This is a genomic window from Saonia flava (assembly GCF_011927795.1).
Taxonomy (GTDB): domain Bacteria; phylum Bacteroidota; class Bacteroidia; order Flavobacteriales; family Flavobacteriaceae; genus Saonia; species Saonia flava.
In genome coordinates, this window is sequence record NZ_JAATJJ010000002.1 from 631,454 (window position 1) to 646,977 (window position 15,524).

At 35.9% G+C, this 15,524-nt stretch carries 18 protein-coding genes; 10 read left to right on the top strand and 8 right to left on the bottom strand.

Annotation, left to right across the window (positions count from 1 at the left end; translation table 11 throughout):
* Positions 1-63 precede the first annotated feature (63 nt).
* Complete coding sequence (locus GGR42_RS14960; RefSeq protein ID WP_167965684.1) at positions 64-627, top strand: YeeE/YedE family protein; 564 nt, start codon at positions 64-66, stop codon at positions 625-627.
* Positions 624-1,037 (top strand): DUF6691 family protein, encoded by a 414-nt coding sequence (locus GGR42_RS14965; RefSeq protein WP_167965686.1) that lies wholly within the window; start codon positions 624-626, stop codon positions 1,035-1,037. The genes GGR42_RS14960 and GGR42_RS14965 overlap by 4 nt, the downstream gene beginning before the upstream one ends.
* A 26-nt stretch (positions 1,038-1,063) precedes the next feature.
* Here the strand turns inward: GGR42_RS14965 and GGR42_RS14970 are convergent, their stop codons facing one another.
* The 5 genes from GGR42_RS14970 to GGR42_RS14990 are packed head-to-tail and all read right to left on the bottom strand — an operon-like array spanning position 1,064 to position 5,187.
* Positions 1,064-1,339: an ATP-dependent Clp protease adaptor ClpS gene (locus tag GGR42_RS14970; RefSeq protein WP_167965688.1), complete on the bottom strand. Its 276-nt coding sequence runs from the start codon at positions 1,337-1,339 to the stop codon at positions 1,064-1,066.
* A 21-nt stretch (positions 1,340-1,360) separates the two neighbouring features.
* A complete protein-coding gene (gene prmA, locus GGR42_RS14975) occupies positions 1,361-2,194 on the bottom strand; it encodes a 50S ribosomal protein L11 methyltransferase (RefSeq protein WP_167965690.1) in 834 nt (277 codons plus the stop codon).
* An 8-nt stretch (positions 2,195-2,202) separates the two neighbouring features.
* Positions 2,203-2,952, bottom strand: coding sequence for a triose-phosphate isomerase (tpiA, locus tag GGR42_RS14980; RefSeq protein ID WP_167965692.1), 750 nt, complete (start codon positions 2,950-2,952; stop codon positions 2,203-2,205).
* 3 nt (positions 2,953-2,955) lie between these two features.
* Positions 2,956-4,626, bottom strand: coding sequence for a BT_3928 family protein (locus GGR42_RS14985; protein WP_167965694.1), 1,671 nt, complete (start codon positions 4,624-4,626; stop codon positions 2,956-2,958).
* 15 nt (positions 4,627-4,641) lie between these two features.
* Positions 4,642-5,187: a DUF1599 domain-containing protein gene (locus tag GGR42_RS14990; RefSeq protein ID WP_167965696.1), complete on the bottom strand. Its 546-nt coding sequence runs from the start codon at positions 5,185-5,187 to the stop codon at positions 4,642-4,644.
* Between the two features lie 91 nt (positions 5,188-5,278).
* Here GGR42_RS14990 and folP point away from each other — a divergent pair, with 91 nt between their 5' ends.
* The 3 genes from folP to GGR42_RS15005 are packed head-to-tail and all read left to right on the top strand — an operon-like array spanning position 5,279 to position 7,725.
* Positions 5,279-6,109: a dihydropteroate synthase gene (folP, locus tag GGR42_RS14995; protein ID WP_167965698.1), complete on the top strand. Its 831-nt coding sequence runs from the start codon at positions 5,279-5,281 to the stop codon at positions 6,107-6,109.
* Between the two features lie 49 nt (positions 6,110-6,158).
* Complete coding sequence (cdaA, locus tag GGR42_RS15000) at positions 6,159-6,944, top strand: diadenylate cyclase CdaA (RefSeq protein WP_167965700.1); 786 nt, start codon at positions 6,159-6,161, stop codon at positions 6,942-6,944.
* Position 6,945: 1 nt separating this feature from the next.
* Positions 6,946-7,725, top strand: a complete 780-nt coding sequence (locus GGR42_RS15005; protein ID WP_167965702.1) for a DUF3667 domain-containing protein — start codon at positions 6,946-6,948, stop codon at positions 7,723-7,725.
* Here GGR42_RS15005 and GGR42_RS15010 read toward each other — a convergent pair whose 3' ends face one another.
* Entirely contained in the window at positions 7,726-9,492 is a 1,767-nt protein-coding gene (locus GGR42_RS15010; RefSeq protein ID WP_167965704.1) for an ABC transporter ATP-binding protein, read from the bottom strand.
* Positions 9,485-10,237 carry a tRNA pseudouridine(38-40) synthase TruA gene (gene truA / locus GGR42_RS15015; RefSeq protein ID WP_167965706.1) on the bottom strand — a complete coding sequence of 251 codons (753 nt, stop codon included), beginning with the start codon at positions 10,235-10,237 and terminating at the stop codon, positions 9,485-9,487. Before truA ends, GGR42_RS15010 begins: the two co-directional genes overlap by 8 nt.
* A 91-nt stretch (positions 10,238-10,328) precedes the next feature.
* On the opposite strand from truA, the gene GGR42_RS15020 reads away from it, so the two are divergent.
* The 4 genes from GGR42_RS15020 to GGR42_RS15035 are packed head-to-tail and all read left to right on the top strand — an operon-like array spanning position 10,329 to position 13,142.
* Entirely contained in the window at positions 10,329-10,823 is a 495-nt protein-coding gene (locus tag GGR42_RS15020) for a metallophosphoesterase family protein (RefSeq protein ID WP_167965708.1), read from the top strand.
* On the top strand, positions 10,823-11,596 hold the full coding sequence (gene modA / locus GGR42_RS15025) for a molybdate ABC transporter substrate-binding protein (protein WP_167965710.1): 774 nt from the start codon (positions 10,823-10,825) through the stop codon (positions 11,594-11,596). Before GGR42_RS15020 ends, modA begins: the two co-directional genes overlap by 1 nt.
* On the top strand, positions 11,593-12,267 hold the full coding sequence (gene modB / locus GGR42_RS15030) for a molybdate ABC transporter permease subunit (RefSeq protein WP_167965720.1): 675 nt from the start codon (positions 11,593-11,595) through the stop codon (positions 12,265-12,267). The genes modA and modB overlap by 4 nt, the downstream gene beginning before the upstream one ends.
* Complete coding sequence (locus GGR42_RS15035; RefSeq protein WP_167965722.1) at positions 12,264-13,142, top strand: ABC transporter ATP-binding protein; 879 nt, start codon at positions 12,264-12,266, stop codon at positions 13,140-13,142. Before modB ends, GGR42_RS15035 begins: the two co-directional genes overlap by 4 nt.
* A 55-nt stretch (positions 13,143-13,197) precedes the next feature.
* Here the strand turns inward: GGR42_RS15035 and GGR42_RS15040 are convergent, their stop codons facing one another.
* Complete coding sequence (locus GGR42_RS15040) at positions 13,198-13,608, bottom strand: DUF4293 domain-containing protein (protein ID WP_167966419.1); 411 nt, start codon at positions 13,606-13,608, stop codon at positions 13,198-13,200.
* Positions 13,609-13,799: 191 nt separating this feature from the next.
* Here GGR42_RS15040 and rho point away from each other — a divergent pair, with 191 nt between their 5' ends.
* Positions 13,800-15,428: a transcription termination factor Rho gene (rho, locus tag GGR42_RS15045; RefSeq protein ID WP_167965724.1), complete on the top strand. Its 1,629-nt coding sequence runs from the start codon at positions 13,800-13,802 to the stop codon at positions 15,426-15,428.
* The last annotated feature ends 96 nt before the right edge of the window (positions 15,429-15,524 follow it).

The following is a 15,524-nucleotide window of genomic DNA, read 5'->3' on the forward strand; positions in this document are numbered from 1 at the left end:
TTAAATTATCAACATTTCATATACCATTTTTACTTTTCTATATTTGCCAAAAAAATAACAAAAATGGATTTTATTTTACAGCCATGGCCATGGTATGTTTCTGGCCCACTTATAGCCCTGGTAATGTTTTTACTTGTCTTTTTTGGAAAGACATTTGGCATGTCCTCTAACCTAAGAACTTTATGCAGTATTGGTGGAGCTGGTAAATATGCTGATTTTTTCAAGTTTGATTGGAAATCGCAAAAATGGAATCTAACCGTAGTTCTTGGTGCCATGATTGGAGGATTCATCGCTGTAACTTTTTTGTCTGATAACTCAGTAATGGATTTAAGTCCTCAAACAGTAAATGATTTAAAAGAAATAGGGTTCTCCAATGCTGGAGAAAGCCTACTGCCACCAGAAATTTATGAATGGAAAAATGTATTGAGCCTTAAAGGATTGGCAATACTTGTTATTGGAGGGTTTTTGGTAGGTTTTGGAACAAGGTATGCCGGTGGTTGCACATCTGGGCACGCAATTACAGGATTAAGTAATTTACAGTTACCCTCATTAATTGCTGTTATCGGCTTTTTTATAGGTGGTCTATTAATGACCCACTTTTTATTACCCTTAATTTTTGGAGCATGAAATATTTAAAGTTTTTATTGGTTGGTATTTTCTTTGGAATTGTATTGGTAAAATCCGAGGCTGTTTCTTGGTACCGTATTTTTGAAATGTTTAAATTCCAGTCCTTTCATATGTATGGTATTATTGGTACCGCAGTAGGACTTGGGGCACTTTTTTTATGGGTATCCAAAAAAAACAACGTCAAAAATATTGAAGGTAATACAATACAACTTGTCCCAAAGGATAAAGGTTATACTCGTTACATTTTGGGAGGTACTATTTTTGGTTTGGGATGGGCATTGGCCGGTGCTTGCCCTGGCCCCATGTATATTTTATTGGGAACAGGTGTTTTTAGTATGGTTATTGTAATAGCCGCAGCTATTTTGGGCACTTTTGTATATGGTGTTTTAAAAGACAAGTTACCCCATTAAGAAGGGTCCTAGACTAAAACAACAACTTATACAATCTCGGCACTTAATCCTGCTTCTAGAAGTTTGCTACAACGAGGCTCCAATTCCTTATAAATGCCCGTTTTAACAGTACATTTCCCGTTATGATGTACAATTAAAGAACATTGTTCCGCCTGCTCGGGAGTATGATCGCAAACACTCATTAAGGTCTCGATTACATGGTCAAAGGTATTTACATCATCATTAAAAAGTACAATTTCATTGACCTCCAATGCTTCTTCTTCCAAAAGTAATTCCTCGGATATTTTCTCCTTAGTACTCATAGAATTAGTATTTTATATTCTCTAAAATACATATTTTACCGCTACCCAATTGTTTTTTTCGAAATTTTTACAAAAATTTAAACTTAATTGTCCACATTTTGCAGAAATGTCAATAATATCCTCTTTATAGAACCCACTCAAAAACAAAGTTCCATTGGGTTTTAAACATTTTGTATAATGTGGAATATCTGAAAGTAGTATATTCTTATTGATGTTCGCCAAAATAACATCATATTTTTGAGAGGTCAGCAAGCTAACATCTCCCTCATTAACATTAATATGCCCTTGGTTGTTTCTTTGTACATTCTCCAAGGAATTTAAATAGCACCAATTATCAATATCAATAGCATCAATTGGTGTTGCTCCCTTCATTCCGGTCAAAATGGCCAAAACACCTGTACCACATCCCATATCCAAAACCGATTTTCCTTTAAAATCGGTTTCTAAAATATGCTTCATCATCATATAAGTGGTTTCATGGTGACCCGTACCAAAACTCATCTTTGGTTCAATGACAATATCAAACTCCACATTGGGTTTTTCATGGAAAGGTGCCCTCACCACACATTGGCTTCCCACTTGTATGGACTCAAAGTTACTTTCCCAAACGGCATTCCAGTTTTCTTGTTCAATCTCAATAAAATCAAATGAAATTTTAAAGTTAGGTTGAGATAAAATTTGAACAGACTCCAAGATATTCTCCAACCAGTCTTCTTTTTTGACATAGGCCAAAACACCAGATTCTGTCTCTACAAAACTGTCAAAGCCAACCTCGCCCAGTTCAGCCATCAATATATCAGACGCAGGTTGAAGAGGCTCTACCCTAAAGTTGTATTCCAAATAAACATTTTGCATAAGAAGGTTTAAATGGCCTTAATGATAGCCACAAAATCATCTGCAACCAAAGAGGCACCACCTATTAAACCACCATCAACATCGGGTTTGGAAAAAATTTCCACTGCATTGCCCGGCTTTACACTCCCTCCGTATAAAATAGACACATTTTCAGCAACGGTAGCATCATAAGCTTCTGTAATGGTCTTACGAATAAAAGCATGCATTTCTTGCGCTTGCTCTGGAGAAGCCGTTTCTCCTGTTCCAATGGCCCATACAGGCTCATATGCCAAAATTATATTCCCCCACGCACTCTTGTTCAAACTAAAAAGAGCGTTCTTCAACTGGCTCTTAACCACATTAAAATGGTTGCCAGATTTACGGTCTTCCAATTCCTCACCAAAGCAAAACATTACCTTTAGATTATTTTCCAAGGCCGCTGTAACTTTTTTCTCCAAGATTTCATCTGTTTCCCCAAAGTATGCCCTTCTTTCCGAGTGGCCTATGATTACAGTATCTATTCCAATATTTACCAGCATACCGGCCGATATTTCACCCGTATATGCTCCACTTTTTGCAAAGTGCATGTTTTGGGCTATTACTTCTATGGTAGAACCCTCTAAATTGGAAATAGCCCCGGTTAAATTAACAAAAGTGGGGGCTACCATCACCTCGGCTTCAGTATTGGGTAATTTAGCAGACAATTCACTCAACAAAGCTTCTGTTTCTGCCAAATTTTTATTCATTTTCCAGTTTCCTGCAACTATCTTACTTCTCATTTTTTATTGATTAATTTTATTTACTATTTGATTTGCTTCCTCAATTGTTAAACTCTTAAACTCAAAGTCTTTTCCAAATAACCTTTTAGCAGATTCCTCTATAGAATCTGAAAAACCAGCTTCTTTTCTTCTTTGATTTACAGAATCTATATTCTTAATAGGCCAAATGAAACTGATTTCATCCGGAGTGTTCATATAATAAGAACTTCCTTGCGTACCGTAAATTTGAGGCTTGTTCATTCCCATAAGATGGCGATCCAACATTATTGCGTACAATTTGTAAGGCAACTCCTTTTCCTCAGCTGCTGCTTCTATAATATCTATATATTTTGAGATTTTATTGGAATGCTGAATTATATACCAAGCCGTTTCTCCTGCTTTTGCTCCAACTAAACTAGAACCGGGATAGCCTTTTTCCAATATTACCTTTTCTATGAAATTGATATTAGAGCTATCTATTGCCTCTTGCAGCTTCCATGTTTCAATAGAAAAATCGGCTCTATACTTTTGATCTAGCACCATAATACTATCCAAACTTTTCTTAAGCACTATATCTATTTTCTTATCAGATGGCAAAAGATTAAATTTTAAATCTTCCAAATCATTATAATGTACTTTTTGTTTAATGGTGCCTTTTTCCAAAACCAAAACACCTGGATTAGATCGGACTATGGTTTTTAAGGTAGTCTCATCAGTAAAATAAAAAGGAAAACCTAATTCATACTTTTCTTTAAGAGGGTCTGTGAGTTGTTCATTTGATGCAGACATTCCAATTACCCTATATCCATCTTTTAATGCGTTATCTGTTACCTCTTTAATCTTTTCAAAAGCGTCATAATTGGTTTTTGCCAAATCATATGCTATGACCATTACCAAATTGTCTTCTTCCAATAAAGAAGCCGTAAAATCTTCCCCATCCTTTTCTATGGTAAAATCATGTACAGGGGGCTCATACCCCTTCTGTATTTCCTTGGTTTCTACATCAATAAATTCTCCATCAACAGTTGGGTATTCACCATTGGTTACAAACACCTTTTCTTCTCCGTCCACATTAAACTTCCATGAATACTCAAAAATTGCTTTTGGCGCATCATCGGGAACCGTCATTCCCTCTATAATATTTGCACCAATTTTGTAGGGTCTAAAATCTTTGGATGGCAAATGCTTTAGTACATGGTTTGCAAAAAGAATACATGCTAACAGGGATAATAAAACCAATATCCAGTTAATAGCTTTACTAAAAAGTGGTTTTACATATTTAAGCCCTAAAAGCAGAATTAAAATAAATACCAGTAAAATAATATCCTTTGTAAAAGACTCCCATGGTGTTAATTTTACCGCATCGCCAAAACAACCACAATCCGTTACCTTATTAAAATAGGCAGAATAAAAAGTGAGAAAGGTAAAAAAGACAATCATTGCCAATAAGCTCCAAACGGTAAGCTTTGGCTTAAACCCAAGAAGAAGCATTGCCCCCAACAACACCTCAACAATGACTACAAAAATGGAGATAGCCAATGCATAAGGCATTAAAAATGGCAAGTCCAGTACACCTGAACTGAAATATTCCTCTAATTTGAATGAAAAACCAACAGGGTCATTTAGTTTTATTAGTCCACTGATGATGAACAATATACCTACAAATATTCTTGACAAGCCTACTAAATATTTCATTTTATCCGGAATTTCTTATTTGGAACTTTCATTTAAATGAATCATGGCAAAAACCGAGTAATTTATCATATCTTGATAATTGGCATCAATTCCTTCACTCACCAAAGTTTTTCCCATATTATCTTCAATACTCTTTACTCTTAGCAATTTTTGCAAAATAAGATCAGTTAAAGAACTCACCCGCATCTCCCGCCATGCCTCGCCATAGTCATGGTTTTTATCCTCCATTAATTTTTTGGTAAGTGCTATATGTTTATCGTACAATTCTATGGCCTTATCTGCCTTTATATCTGGCTGATCTACAATTCCCATCTCTATTTGCACCAAAGCCATAATAGAATAATTAATAATTCCAATAAATTCGGACTTCTCATCCTCTTCTACCTTTCTTATTTTATTTTCCTGCAAGAAACGTATACGTTGGGCTTTTATAAAAATTTGATCCGTTAAAGAAGGAAGTCTAAGAATACGCCATGCAGTACCATAATCCTTCATTTTTTTTATAAATAAATCCCTGCAAGTTTTTATGACCGCATCGTATTGTTCAGAGGTTTGCTGCATGTATTCTTTGTAATTTGCGTAAATTTCGCTTAAAATTTTCTAACCATCAAGGTTAGTAGTTTAAAATAGCATCAATAGCCTAATTTCTCCAATGACCGTCAATTGTAAAGGAAAACTTATCGATTTAAAAAGCCCTAAAATAATGGGAATTTTAAACCTTACTCCAGATTCGTTTTTCGATGGTGGCAAATATAGGGAGAAGAATATTATTCTAAATAGAGTAGAAAAAATGCTCCAGGAAGGTGCTACTTTTGTTGATGTGGGAGCGTATAGTTCCAGGCCAGGGGCCATTTACGTTTCTGAGGAAGAAGAATTAAACCGCATTGTACCCATTATTGATTTGCTCCTAAAACAATTTCCAGATATACTTTTATCCATTGATACATTTAGAAGCACTATTGCAGATGCCTGTCTAGAAAAGGGTGCGGCAATTATAAATGATATTTCTGCAGGGAATTTAGATGATAAAATGTTACAAATAATTGCAAAACACCAGGTGCCTTACATTATGATGCATATGAGAGGTACTCCGCAGACCATGCAACAGCAAGCCGTTTATGAGAATTTATTGGAAGATATTTTGTTTTATTTCTCACAAAAAATTGCTATTGCACGATCTTTGGGCATTAATGATATTATAGTAGATCCGGGATTTGGGTTTGCAAAAACAACTGAACAGAATTATGAGCTACTCCAAAAACTGGATTTATTCCAAATACTTGAGTTACCTGTTTTGGTGGGACTCAGCAGAAAATCTATGATATACAAGGTCCTGGGTGGAACGGGAAAAGAAGCGCTAAACGGCACTACAGCATTAAACATGTTTTCTTTAAACAAGGGAGCAAATATCCTAAGGGTACATGATGTTAAGGAAGCCAAGGAGTGTGTTGCATTATTTAATGAGTTGTACCCAAATGAATGATTGGATTTTGTTCATCTATTTTTTATAATTTTACAAAAAGCGATACCTATTGGATTTTTTTAATTTTTTGGATTTCAAGATAACAGATATCATAGATATCATCTTGGTTGCAGCACTTCTGTATTACATCTATAAATTGGTCCGAGGCACCGTTGCCATCAATATTTTTATAGGAATTGTAATTGTTTGGGCTTTATGGAAGCTTACGGAATTGTTGGACATGAAAATGATCAGTAGTATGGTGGGTGGGTTTATGAATATTGGCCTAATTGCTCTCTTCATTGTATTTCAACAAGAGATAAGAAAATTTTTATTGATGATAGGCTCCACCAATTTTGCCTCCAAACGCAATTTTGTGCGCCATTTTAAATTTCTAAAACAAGAAGTTAGGCTTACCTCCACTGATGTAGATGCGATTCTTGCCGCTTGCGAAAAAATGTCGGCTTCTAAAACGGGGGCCATTCTTGTTATTGAAAAAAATAATTCCCTTGATTTTGTAAAGTCAACTGGTGATAAAATGAAGATTGAAATCACCCAGCCCATTATAGAAAGTATTTTTTACAAAAACAGCCCTCTGCATGATGGTGCAGCCATTATAAAGGATAATTATATTGTAGCTACCAGGGTTATTTTACCCGTCACCAACGAGCGAAAGATTCCGCTACGTTTTGGCCTTCGTCATAGGGCAGCTGTTGGCATAACGGAGAAAACAGATGCATTGGCTCTAGTGGTTAGCGAAGAAACGGGACTGATATCCTATATTAAAAACGGAGAATTTGTACTGTTCAAAGGCATAGAGGAACTGGCAACAATGGTTAAAGAAGATTTAGTTTAAGATGGAATGTAAAAATTGTAATGACAACTTAAGAACAGATTATAGTTTTTGCCCCTCTTGTGGAGCCAAAGTAATCCGCAATAGACTTACCGTTAGAAATTTATGGCACGATATTTTTGAAAGGTACTTTAATCTTGACAACACTTTTATAAACACCTTTTTGCATCTTTTTACTAAACCAGAAGTTGTTATTGATGGATACATATCTGGAATTAGAAGAAAGTATTTAAATCCTACTAGTTATTTAGCAATTGCGATTACTTTGTCTGGTTTTCTTGTTTTTTTATTGACAAAAAACATAGATCAGATTGATATGGATGTTTTCAATAATGGAGTAAACGCTACTCAAGGAAGTAAAAAAATTATGGATTTTACTATGGACTACCAAGCACTATTGTTCATATTATATATTCCTATGATGGCAATTGCGGGCTGGCTGGTTTTTGAAAATAAAAAATACAATTTTGCTGAACGCTCTGTTGTCTTTATGTATACACTGGCTCATTATAGCATATTTACTTTTTTACCTTCTGTTATTCTTATTTCAATCATACCTGGAGAATATATGTCTGCATCTTTAATAGTTCTTGCAGCAATGTACCTCTATTGTGCTTATGTTATAAAGAGAATAACCAAACTTAAAGGGTTGGATTATATAGCTAGGGTCATCTTATTTTTTATTCTATTCACTGTTCAATACTTTGCTTTAATTTTTCTAATTCCGATAATTTTAATTCTTACAGGAAGTATTTCTCTAAAAGATTTTGCTCCTGTGAAATAATTAAGCAACCTCCTCTGTCAAAAACTGGGCTTCATACAAATTCCAATAATACCCTCCTTTCTTGAGCAATTCTTTGTGTGTGCCCATTTCTACAATATTTCCAGAATCCATCACTAAAATCTTATCCGCTTTTTTAATGGTTGCCAAGCGGTGTGCTATAATTATGGAGGTTCTACCCTCGGTAATCTTATCCGTTGCCTTTTGTATCAACTGCTCGGAATAAGTGTCTATGGAGGAAGTAGCCTCATCCAAAATTAATACACTTGGATTGCTTACATAGGCCCTTAAAAAGGAAATTAATTGACGTTGTCCACTGGACAACATAGTTCCCCGCTCTTTTACATTATACCCATAACCCCCGGGAAGACTAGCTATAAACTCATGTACCCCAATTTGCTTGGCTGCATTTTCAATATCCTCCAAAGTTATGGACTCGTCCTTTAATGAAATATTATTGGCTATGGTATCGGCAAACAGGAAAACATCTTGTAACACCACTGCTATTTTGGAGCGTAAAGATGATAATTTATAATCCTTGATATCAACACCATCCACCAAAATAGTTCCCGAATTTATTTCATAAAAACGGTTCAAAAGATTAATAATGGTCGATTTTCCTGCTCCCGTAGCACCCACTATTGCCATAGTTTCCCCTGCTTTTACATCAAACGAAATACCATGTAATACTTCTTCATTTTCCACATAACCAAAATGCACGTCAGAAAATTTGATATCACCCTTTACATCTTCTTTTTCAAAAGTACCCTCATTGGAAATATGACTATCCGTATCCAAAATCTTAAAAACCCTATTGGCAGCAACCATTCCCATTTGTAAGGTATTAAACTTGTCCGCTATTTGTCTCAAAGGTCTAAACAACATTCCTGAAAGCATAATGAAAGAAAACACAGTTCCATACTCATCGCTACTTATATTAGCTACATTCTGCAACCCTCCATACCAAACAATAAGGCCAATGGTAATGGCAGAAACAATTTCCGCAATGGGAAAGAAAATTGAGTTGTACCAAACCGTTTTAAGCCATGCATTCTGATGCTTTTCATTTATTTCTCTAAATTTTTCCTTTTCAATTGCTTCCCTATTAAAAAGCTGTACAATTTTCATTCCTGTCAATCTTTCCTGCACAAAAGAATTTAGGCTGGAAACTTGGGCCCTTACTTCTATAAAAGCAATTTTCATTGCTTTTTGAAACACTCTTGTGGCATATAATATGATTGGCAACAATGAAAAAACCAAAAGAGCCAATTTCCAACTCATGACCAACATAACTATGGCAACCACCAACATTTTTAACAAATCCGAAACTATCACAAAGAAACCCTGACTAAATATTTCCCCTATTCTTTGCATATCGGCCACGGCTCTGGTCACCAAAACACCAATGGAAGAATTATCAAAATACTTCATTTTAAACCCAATCATTTTCTGGAAAAGGGCAATACGTATATCCTTTATTACAGATTCTCCCAACCAGTTGGCATAATAGTTAAAGGCAAGCTGACTAATTACTTCTCCCAATAATACGCCCAACATAGCCATAGTGTAGAACAACAACTTATCAGCATCCTTGGCTTTGATGGCCACATCCACAATATCACCCACCAAAATTGGGGTCAGCACTGCAAAAGCAGATATTAAGATAGCGGCAAGTGCTACACCGTAAAAAGTAAATCTGTAGGGATTTGCATGTTCCAAAAGCCTTTTGAACAATCCAAAATCAAAAGCTTTTCCTGTTTCTTTATCCATTATTTTCTATAACGTGTTTAGGGTACTTAACTTGGGTTAGATATAGACCTTTTGCAGGAACAGAAACCCCAGCTTTGCCCCTATCCTTACTTTTTATTATTTCTCTAATTGTTTCTATTGATGATTTCCCCAAACCAACATCCAATAATGTTCCCACTACTGCACGCACCATATTTCTTAAAAAACGGTCAGCAGAAATTGTAAAAATCAACTTATCATCTACCACCTTCCATTCAGCCTTTTTTATTTTGCACAAATAGGTCTTCACATCTGTATTTGACTTTGAAAAACATTCAAAATCTGCATATTCCAACAAAATTGATGCAGCTTTGTTCATTGCATCAAGATCCAAAGAGTGCTTCACATAATGGGTACTCTCCATGGCAAAGGGATTTTTATCCTGCACAACCCAGTATTCATAAGTACGTTCATCAGCATCAAACCTTGCATGGGCATCACTGGAAACCTGATATATGTTTTGAATAGCAATATCATCTGGCAAAAAAGCATTCAATCTATATATCAAATCATCCGTATCACTAATCTTTTCAATATCAAAATGAGCCACCATTTGTTTGGCATGCACACCTGCATCCGTTCTGCCAGCACCTACCAAATTAACGGGCTTTCTCAACAACTTAGAAAAAACCTCTTCCATTACCTGCTGTACAGTTATGGCATTGGGTTGGTTCTGCCATCCATGATAAAACTTCCCAAAGTATGAAAAGGCAACAAAATATCTCAACTGAATCCCCTATTTTTACGAAGCCTAAATATACCCCAATCCTTCCAAAAAGAAAGGACGCATTTCCATATTTAAGCATATTTTAAGTTTTATGACACGTATCCTATTACTTTCTGATACACATAGCCATATGGACAAAACCATTTTGAAATATGCCGCTCAGGCAGATGAAATATGGCATGCAGGTGATATTGGCACTTTAGAAGTTACAGATGCATTGGCAAAATTGAAGCCAATAAGGGGGGTACATGGCAATATTGACGACCATAAAATTCAAATGGAGTTTCCGCTGGACAATCGTTTTTTTTGCGAAGGGGTAGATGTTTGGATAACCCATATCGGCGGGTATCCACATAAATATAATATTAGGGTCAGAGAGGAAATTGCCAAAAATCCACCTAAATTGTTCATCTGCGGGCATTCCCATATTTTAAAAGTAATGTGGGACAAAAAACTGGGGTTATTGCATATGAATCCTGGAGCCTGTGGCAAATATGGCTTTCACCAAGTACGCACTATGCTCCGTTTTGATATTGATGGGGAAGAAATAAAAAACCTAGAAATTATTGAATTAGGTAAAAAGTAATGAGAATACCCATAAAAATCAGTTTTTTATTACTTTTCTTTCTGATTCTAAATTGCAAAGAAGACAAAAGCAATACGCTCACCATTGCTACCGCCTCCAACATGCAATATGCAATGAAAGAACTTACCCGGTCTTTCAAAGAGCAAACTGGTACAGAATGTGTCATAATTGTGGGTTCATCTGGAAAATTGACCGCTCAGATTATGGAAAAAGCTCCCTATGATGTTTTTGTGTCAGCGGATATAAAATATCCGAATGAGCTATACAAAAAAGGGTTTGCTGAATCCAAACCCAGTATATATGCTTTGGGAAAATTAGTGCTTTGGTCAACAACACATAAAAATCCAAATCTTGATAGTTTAACGAACAATAGTATTAAGAATATAGCTATTGCAAATCCCAAAACGGCACCATATGGGCTAGCTGCTGTGGAAGTACTTAAAGAAATGAAGCTTTATGGCAAGGTAGAGGATAAATTGGTTTATGGTGAAAGTATTTCCCAGACAAATCAATTTATTCTGTCCGGTGCAGCTGATATGGGTTTCACCGCTAAATCAGTTGTTTTATCTCCCAACCTAAAAGAAAAAGGCTATTGGGTTCCTATTAATATAAGCTATGAACCTATTTCCCAAGGAATAGTTCTTCTTAAAAATAGTTCCCTAAAAAAAGAAAGCAAACAATTTTACGATTTTTTATTTTCAAAGAAGGCCCAAGAAACATTAGAAAAATACGGATATTCGGTTCCGGTAGACACAAAAGAAACATCCAAATGATAGATTGGGAACCACTATTTTTAACCTTTAAGCTGGCACTGATTACCACATTGGTTCTATTGGTTATCAGTATTCCCATAGCCTATTGGCTGGCCTATTCCAAATCCAAATTAAAACCCCTTATTGAAACGTTCGTAAGCATGCCTTTGGTATTGCCCCCTACCGTATTGGGGTTTTATTTACTGCTTGCCTTTAGCCCATCTAACGCCTTTGGAAATTGGCTAGATGAATTTATTGGCATCCGGCTCATTTTTACTTTCGGAGGATTGGTCATCGCCTCTATAATTTATAGTTTGCCCTTTATGGTACAGCCTATACAATCTGGATTGGAAAGCCTACCCAAAAACTTAAAAGAAGCATCTTATGTTTTGGGGAAATCTAGACTCAACACCCTTTTCAAAGTGCTTTTACCCAATATTAAGACATCTATTAGAACAGGTCTGGTCTTGGCATTTGCCCACACAATAGGTGAATTTGGGGTAGTCTTAATGATTGGCGGGAACATTCCGGGGAAAACAAAAGTGGCCTCCATTGCCATTTATGATGAAGTGGAAGCATTAAATTATGATACTGCCAATTGGTATTCTTTGGTTTTGTTACTTATAACTTTCATCATTTTACTCACCGTGTACCTGTCTAACAATGGTGCATTTAAAGGACTAAAAAAATGATAGAGTTACGCCTTATAAAAAACCTGAACACACCAAATGGAAAAATGGAACTAAAAATAGATTTATCTATTCCCAAAGGTGAAATTTCTACCTTTTATGGTGAGTCCGGTGCTGGCAAAACGTCTACTTTTAGAATGATCGGGGGTTTGCTTTCTCCTGATGATGGACACATTGTGGCAAATGGTGACACCTGGTGGGATAAATCCAAAAAAATAAATATAAAACCTCAGGATAGAAAGGTTGGTTTTGCATTTCAAGATCATGCGCTTTTTCCTAACATGACCGTTAGGCAAAATTTGGAGTATGCCCTAAAAAACCATCAAACCAAGAAAGAGATAGATGATTTACTTAAGGAAATGGAATTGGGTGAATTGCAAGATAAAAAAACAGACATGCTTTCTGGGGGACAAAAGCAACGTGTTAGCCTAGCTAGGGCTTTGGTACAAAAACCCTCTATTTTACTGTTAGATGAGCCTTTATCTGCATTGGATAATAACATGAGAATAAAACTTCAAGATTTCATTCTAAAATTCCATAAAGAAAACAAGTGCACCATTCTATTGATAAGTCATGATATCAAAGAAATAGTAAAACTTTCCAACAAGGTGTATGTCCTAGGAAATGGTGAAATAATAAAATCTGGTGCTCCCTCCCAGATTTTTGAACAAGGAAGGGTTGACATTGTTAAGCTAGAAGGAACAATTAAAGGCATTCAGGAAAAAGGAGAATCCTATAATGTATCAATAAGTATAGGAAATAATACAATTAGCATCCCTATGGCAAGAGAAGATATTAAGGGCTACAGCCTAGGAGATACTATTTTGGTCAACTCAAAAATAACAGATACAACTATTTCAAAAAAGATTAAAAAGTAAAAAACCCGGGAACAACCCCGGGTTTTTGCGCACTAATACTACTAAGATGTTAGGTTTAACGTAAGCGATCAACAGATTTTACAAGATCTTCATCCTTTTTAATAGCTCTGTTGGCCAGAGTTAAAAAAACGATAGAAAATACAGGAATCAACATCCCAATACCCTTCTCAGAAATGTTACTTTCTCCAGATAAGTTTAGTGATCGGTAAACGAAAAATCCTAGTAAAAAAAGATTCAATATCATATTCAATCTGTTCACAACAAATTGGTTTTTCCTGTTTTTAAACAAAAATATGGCCACAATTGCCAATGCGGCGGAAACATAAAACGCTATAGAAACCAGTATAGTATCTTTTGCAAATACAACTACATCATTTACATCCGTCCATAGGCTAACAAAAGAAGGAAGTAAAGCTCCCAATAGAACCACCACCACTAAATAAACCGTTTGCACTCTTTGAAGCATCCCCAATTCTTGTTTGAAGTGCAAAAATAAGCGTCTTTTTAAAAAATATCCATGTAATTATGAAAATAATTTGTAATATTGTTACGTTATTAGTTAACACACTTACCTAGAGGAATAACATTCCCCCGTAATATCCGTATAACAATACACTTCAAAATTTTCTATACAAGTATTAATTTATTCAACACTTAATGTTTGAAATTTCAGATTTAAAAACAAAGAAGCTACCAGAGCTTCAAGAAATTGCTAAGGGTTTAAATGTACCTAAATACAAAAATTTAAAAAAATTGGATTTGGTTTACCAGATCTTGGACCTACAGGCCTCCAATCCTAAAGTAGTTGAGGCCGTTGTTGCCCCAGTTACTGCAACAGAGGATAAAGCTCCAAGAAACAAACCCACTCCAAGACCGAGAAAACCAAGGGTTACCGCTGACAAAAAGGAAACACCTGATACTACAGAGCAAAAGGCCACCGAAAAAAAGGAGGCACCTGCAAAAAGTAACCAGCCAGATAGTAGAACCCCACGTCACCAACAGAATGGATCCAATACTAGTGGACCAGCTAAGAATGAAGGTAACAGAAATAGCGGTTCTCAAAAAAATCAAAATCCTAAAAAACCTCAACATCAGAATAAGGGAAGGCAGGAAAAGAACAGTAATTTTGACCGGGATCTAAAGAATAAATACAAACAACCTGAATTTGAATTTGATAGTATCATCCAAAGCGAAGGTGTCTTGGATATTATGCAAGACGGTTATGGTTTCTTACGCTCTTCCGATTATAATTATTTATCATCCCCTGATGATATTTATGTTTCTCAGTCCCAGATAAGATTGTTTGGATTAAAAACAGGAGATACTGTTTTGGGCAACGTTAGACCCCCAAAAGAAGGAGAAAAATATTTTCCATTGATTAAAGTAGCTAAAATCAATGGCCTGGATCCGCAAGTAGTTCGCGACCGTGTTGCTTTTGAGCATTTAACTCCATTATTTCCTAAAGAAAAATTTAAATTGGCCGAAAGGCAAAGTACCATTTCAACAAGGATAATGGACTTGTTCTCGCCTATTGGTAAAGGACAACGTGGTATGATCGTATCCCAGCCAAAAACGGGTAAGACCATGTTGTTAAAAGATATTGCCAATGCCATAGCTGCCAACCATCCAGAGGTTTATCAAATTATATTATTGATTGATGAGCGTCCGGAAGAGGTTACCGATATGCAACGTAATGTACGTGGCGAGGTGGTTGCCTCAACGTTTGACAAGGAAGCTACCGAACATGTTCGTGTGGCTAACATTGTATTGGAGAAAGCAAAAAGACTTGTTGAATGTGGTCATGATGTAGTTATACTATTGGACTCCATTACACGTTTAGCGCGTGCCTATAACACAGTACAGCCGGCATCTGGCAAGGTATTGAGTGGTGGTGTGGATGCCAATGCACTACACAAACCAAAACGTTTCTTTGGTGCGGCACGTAATATTGAAAATGGTGGCTCACTTTCTATTATTGCCACTGCCTTGACAGAAACAGGCTCCAAAATGGATGAAGTAATCTTTGAGGAATTTAAAGGAACCGGTAACATGGAACTGCAATTGGATCGTAAAATATCCAATAGAAGAATATTCCCAGCGATTGATCTTACCTCGTCCAGTACAAGAAGAGATGACTTGTTGTTGGATGAAAACACCATTCAACGTATGTGGATCATGAGAAAGTATTTGGCAGACATGAATCCTGTTGAAGCCATGGAATTTATGGAACAGCGCATAAAACAGACAAAAAACAATGAAGAGTTCTTAATGACTATGAACAATTAAAAACTTTTTCTAAGTTAATTTAAAGCCCCAATGGATATCCATTGGGGCTTTTTTCATCGTTTTTACCAAAAAATATTTTTTTAACAACCGTATAAT